Below are 4545 nucleotides of genomic sequence, written 5' to 3' on the forward strand. Positions count from 1 at the left end.
CCGCACGCCGGCAGCAGCCGCGCCACCAGCTCCGGCGGAAGCTGCGGGCGGATGGCGCCGAGCAGGCTGCGGGTGATCTCGGAACGTGGATCGGCGAACACCGACCAGACTGGCCCTTCCTCGACGATGCGCCCGGCATCGATCACCGCCACGCGGTCGGCGATCGAGCGGATCACCTCCATCTCATGGGTGATCAGCAGGATGGTCAGGCCGAGCCGCCGGTTGATGTCTTTCAGCAAGGCAAGGATGGAGCGAGTCGTCTCCGGGTCGAGCGCCGAGGTCGCCTCGTCCGACAGAAGCAGCGCTGGCCGCGCGGCAAGCGCCCTGGCAATGCCGACACGCTGCTTCTGGCCACCGGAGAGCGACGCCGGATAGGCTTTCGCCTTCTCCGACAGGCCGACGAGATCGAGCAGTTCTGCCGCTCGCTTCAGCCGCTCCGCCTTCGGCCGGCCCTCGATCTTGAGCGGCAGCGCCACATTGTCCTCCACCGTCTTGGCCGACAGCAGGTTGAAATGCTGGAAGATCATGCCGATGCGCCGCCGTAGCGGCTGCAGGTCGCGTTCGCCAAGCCGGCTGATTTCGCGGCCCTCGATGAAGACCTCGCCGGAATCGGGACGCTCCAGCCCGTTCAGACAGCGGATCAGCGTCGATTTGCCGGCGCCGCTGCGGCCGATAATGCCGAGGATCTCCCCCTTGCGCACCGTCAAGGAAATGCCGTCGAGCGCCGCCGTCGCGCCGAAACGGCGCTTCAGGTCGACAAGCCGCACCACGTCCTGTGTAGCGGCCTGATCCCCGGGCTCGGTGGTTGCGGTGAAATGCTGGTTCATAGGCGGATCCTGAAAATACGATCGCGGCCCGCGCATTGCGCGGACCGCTGTCCCGGTCAAAGGCACATCAGTGCCCGGATGGTCTTAATAGGCGCTGAGGCCTGTGCCTTTGTAGACCTTGTCGAACTCGGCCTTGACCGCGTCGTTCTGGTAGGACGCCACCAGCGTCTTCACCCAGGCTTCGTTTTCGTTGCCGGCCTTCACCGCGATGAAGTTACGGTAGGGATTGTCTGCGATAGGCTCCTGGGCGATGCGGTTTTCCGGCGTCAGGCCGCTTTTCAGCGCCCAGTCGGTGTTGACCACGGCGGCGTCGAGGTCCTCGACCGAACGGCCGACGATGCCGGCGTCGAGTTCCTTGATCTCGACCTTCTTGGGATTTTCGGCGATGTCGGCGGTGGTGGCGAGGATGCCGGTGCCCTCCTTCAACTTGATCACGCCCTCATTCTGCAGCACGCGCAGCGCCCGGCCTTCGTTGGACGGGTCGTTCGGCAGGCCGATCACCGCGCCCTCCGGCAGGTCCGCGACCTTTTTGTACTTCTTTGAGTAGAGGCCGATTGGCCACACGCCGGTATAGCCGACGCGTACGATGTGATAGCCTTGGGTCTTGATCTGGTTGTCGAGATAAGGCTGGTGCTGGAAGGCGTTGGCGTCGATCTCGCCGCGCTCCAGCGCCTCGTTGGGCTGGGTGTAGTCGTTGAACACCACGGTCTCGATGCTCAGGCCCTTCTCGGCGGCTTTGGCGACCACGACGCGCCAGACATCCTCGTCCTCGCCGCTGATGATGCCGACCTTAATCGCCTTCTTGTCCTCGGCGAACGACGCATGCGGCGCCATCAGGCTACCGATCGCGACAGCCGAGGCGAACAGCAGAGCCAGGCCGCTGCGGCGGTTCAGGGTTGACCTGGGGGAAAAAGACGAAGTGTTGGTGAGGTCGGACATGATTGATCTCTGCGGTTGTGAAGTCATGGCAGCAAGGCGGATTGCCCAAGCTTGGTCACATCGTCAGAAATTCTATCGATTTTATCAAAGAACATGTTTCGCCATTCTCGGCAAAGCCGGGAATATTCTCTCAAAAATTCCGGGGAAGGGAGCACAGGACGCGCTTCGAGGACATCGCCCGGAAATGATGGACGTCCTTCGTCCGGCGGGTTCATCCGTGGCGAGCGGAAGTGCAAAAAGCGCTGCGGCTTGCTCAGCCCACCTTTTCGTGAAGGCGTGCGGGTTGATCCGGCGGTCTGCTTGCCTAGGTAGAGAGGGCGGCCGGGCGCCACGCGATCTCAACCAATCGGTATGACATTTTCCTGTATTCGAAAGCTTGCCCTTTCTGGCCTCATCGTCGTCGTCCAGTCTTCCTGCGTCGTTCCCGACGACACGTCACGCATGACCAAGGTCGATCCCACCGCGGCGGCGGCTCGCAAGGAAATGGTCGGCCTCAGCGAAGCCGACGTTCGAATGTGCGCGGGGTTTCCGACCGCCACCGCGGATGTCGGTCAGTCCGGGCAGATCTGGACCTATAAGCGCGTCGTCCAGCGCGGCAATCTCAGCGTCGTCGTTCCTGCCTTGGCCGTGGGCGCCATCCCGACGGTCGGCGGTTCCGTCAATGTCGCTCCCGGCGGTTACTGCGACACGCAGGTTCGCATGGTCGGCGGCCGCGTCGCCGAAGTTGCCTACGCCGGCGACAACAACCTGCCGAACAAGCGCGACGCGCTTTGTGTCAGCACCGTGGATGCTTGTGTGGCTTATGCCCGCCAACACAGGCCGGCGGCCAAATAGCGGCAGCGGATTTCGCGGGAACCAGCGATGGCCGGACACTCGGTGTTTGACGCGGATGGCGTTCAGGGCTTGACTGAGCCGCCGGACCGAATACGCTAAGGCAAATACCGGCTCTGATCGCCGGGCGGCAAACATGCCTCGTATGCCTCGCCTTTCCCGGCGCTGGCTGCGGGGCATTGTCATTTCTGGGGTTCTGTTTGAAACGGCGCATCGAGATCGGCATCCTCTATTCCCGCTCCGGGAGCTACCAGCTCGTTTCCGATGCGTGCCGCATCGGCGCCATGCGCGCCATCGCCGACATCAATGCCGACAGGAGCTCGGGCATCGAGTTGGTGCCGGTTGAGCGCGATCCGCAAAGCAATGCCGATCGCTACGCGACGCTGTGCGAGGACATTTTCAGGACCAGCAGCGCGCGCCACGTCGTCGGCTGCGTCACCTCCTGGAGCCGCAAGGAGACGATTCCGGTGCTGGAAAAGGCCGGCGGCATGCTCTGGTATGCCTGCCCCTATGAGGGTTTCGAGGCCAACGAGCATGTCGTCTACATGCATGCCTGCCCCAACCAGCATCTGGTGCCGCTGCTGGCCCATGTCGTGCCGCGCTTCGGCGCCAACGGTTTTCTGCTCGGTTCGAACTACATCTGGGGCTGGGAGATGAACCGCGTGGCGCGCGACATGATCGCCGACGCCGGCGGCAAGGTTTTGGGCGAGCGCTATCTGCGCATCGGCGAGACCGACGTGTCGCGGCTGATCGCCGAGATCCGGGCGACGCGGCCGAATTTCATCCTCAACAATCTGATCGGCACCTCGTCCTATGCCTTCCTGGCGGCCTATCGCGATCTGGCGGACGAGGATGCGGCTTTCAGTCCCGACTCCTGCCCAGTGATCTCCTGCAACCTCACCGAGGGTGAACTGCCGGCGATCGGCGAAACGGGCAAGGGCCATCTATCGGTCGGGCCTTATTTCGCGCCAAGGCCGGCCGCCTTCGCCTCCTCATTCGAAGCCTCCGCCTATGCCTCGGTGCAAGTGATGGCCGACGTGCTGTCGCGCGACCCCGACGCCGGTCCGGCGGAATTTTCAAAAGCCTTCGCCGAACGGCGCTTCTCCACCCGGCTCGGCCCGATCGCCATCGATGCGCACTCCCAGCACGCCACGCTGCCTGTCATCATCGGCCGGATCGCGGACGGCTACTTCGAAGTCGTCAGCCGCGACGACGAGGTCGCGCCGGACCCCTATCTGTCGCGCTACGACCCCGCAAAAACATTCGGCCGGCCGCGCTTGCGGGTGGTGTCGTGACCCGGACCCCGCGCATCCCCAATCTCGGCGGCGCCAGGGCCTTTGTCCTGCATCGTCCGCACCCGACGGTGCAGGCGATCACCAGGCAATTGTCGGCTATCGGCCTAGTCACCGTCGACTGCTGGCCGGAACTGGCGCCGGAGGCGCTGGCTGCCGACTTCGTCTTCTTCGACGCCGATCTCGGTTTCGACGAGCAATTCCCCTGGAAGCCGGGCGAGGCGCCGATGCCACTGGTGGCGTTGATCGGCTCCGAGGCGCCCGGCCGCATAGAATGGGCGCTGTCGCACAAGGCCGACGCCCAGCTCCTGAAGCCGGTCGGCAATGCCGGCGTCTACAGCGCGCTGCTCATCGCGCGCCAGGGGTTCGAGGCGAGAAAACATTTAGCCGGCGAGATCGCCGCGCTGCGCCAGCGCGTCGCCGAACGCCAGACCATCGTGCGGGCTGTCTCGGCTTTGTCGAAAGGCAGCGACGACGACCGCGCCTATGCGCAGCTGCGCTCGCTGGCGATGAGCTGGCAGATCAACGTCGAGGACGCCGCACGGCGTATCGTGGCGATGACCGAAGACGTAACGGGAGAGGCCAAGATCGGGGAAGAGAGCGGCGATGACCAGTCCCATCGCGCCTGATCTCATGGCCGGGCGCATGCCGGCCAA

The 4545-nt window shown here is 64.3% G+C and carries 5 protein-coding genes; 3 read left to right on the top strand and 2 right to left on the bottom strand.

Annotated elements, in window-relative coordinates:
• A partial coding sequence (locus tag O7A61_RS31060) for a methionine ABC transporter ATP-binding protein (RefSeq protein WP_337133001.1) occupies positions 1-827 on the bottom strand: 827 nt, incomplete at its 3' end.
• An 84-nt stretch (positions 828-911) separates the two neighbouring features.
• A complete protein-coding gene (locus O7A61_RS31065; RefSeq protein ID WP_337133002.1) occupies positions 912-1766 on the bottom strand; it encodes a MetQ/NlpA family lipoprotein in 855 nt (284 codons plus the stop codon).
• A gap of 351 nt (positions 1767-2117) precedes the next feature.
• Here O7A61_RS31065 and O7A61_RS31070 point away from each other — a divergent pair, with 351 nt between their 5' ends.
• The 3 genes from O7A61_RS31070 (at position 2118) to O7A61_RS31080 (ending at position 4518) form a co-directional block, all read left to right on the top strand.
• Positions 2118-2600 carry a hypothetical protein gene (locus O7A61_RS31070; RefSeq protein WP_337133003.1) on the top strand — a complete coding sequence of 161 codons (483 nt, stop codon included), beginning with the start codon at positions 2118-2120 and terminating at the stop codon, positions 2598-2600.
• A 197-nt stretch (positions 2601-2797) separates the two neighbouring features.
• Positions 2798-3892: a transporter substrate-binding protein gene (locus O7A61_RS31075; protein ID WP_337133004.1), complete on the top strand. Its 1095-nt coding sequence runs from the start codon at positions 2798-2800 to the stop codon at positions 3890-3892.
• Positions 3889-4518, top strand: a complete 630-nt coding sequence (locus O7A61_RS31080; RefSeq protein ID WP_337133005.1) for an ANTAR domain-containing response regulator — start codon at positions 3889-3891, stop codon at positions 4516-4518. Before O7A61_RS31075 ends, O7A61_RS31080 begins: the two co-directional genes overlap by 4 nt.
• Positions 4519-4545 lie beyond the last annotated feature (27 nt).

Origin of the sequence: Mesorhizobium sp. Cs1321R2N1 (genome assembly GCF_037179725.1) — a bacterium.
Lineage (GTDB): Bacteria > Pseudomonadota > Alphaproteobacteria > Rhizobiales > Rhizobiaceae > Mesorhizobium > Mesorhizobium salmacidum.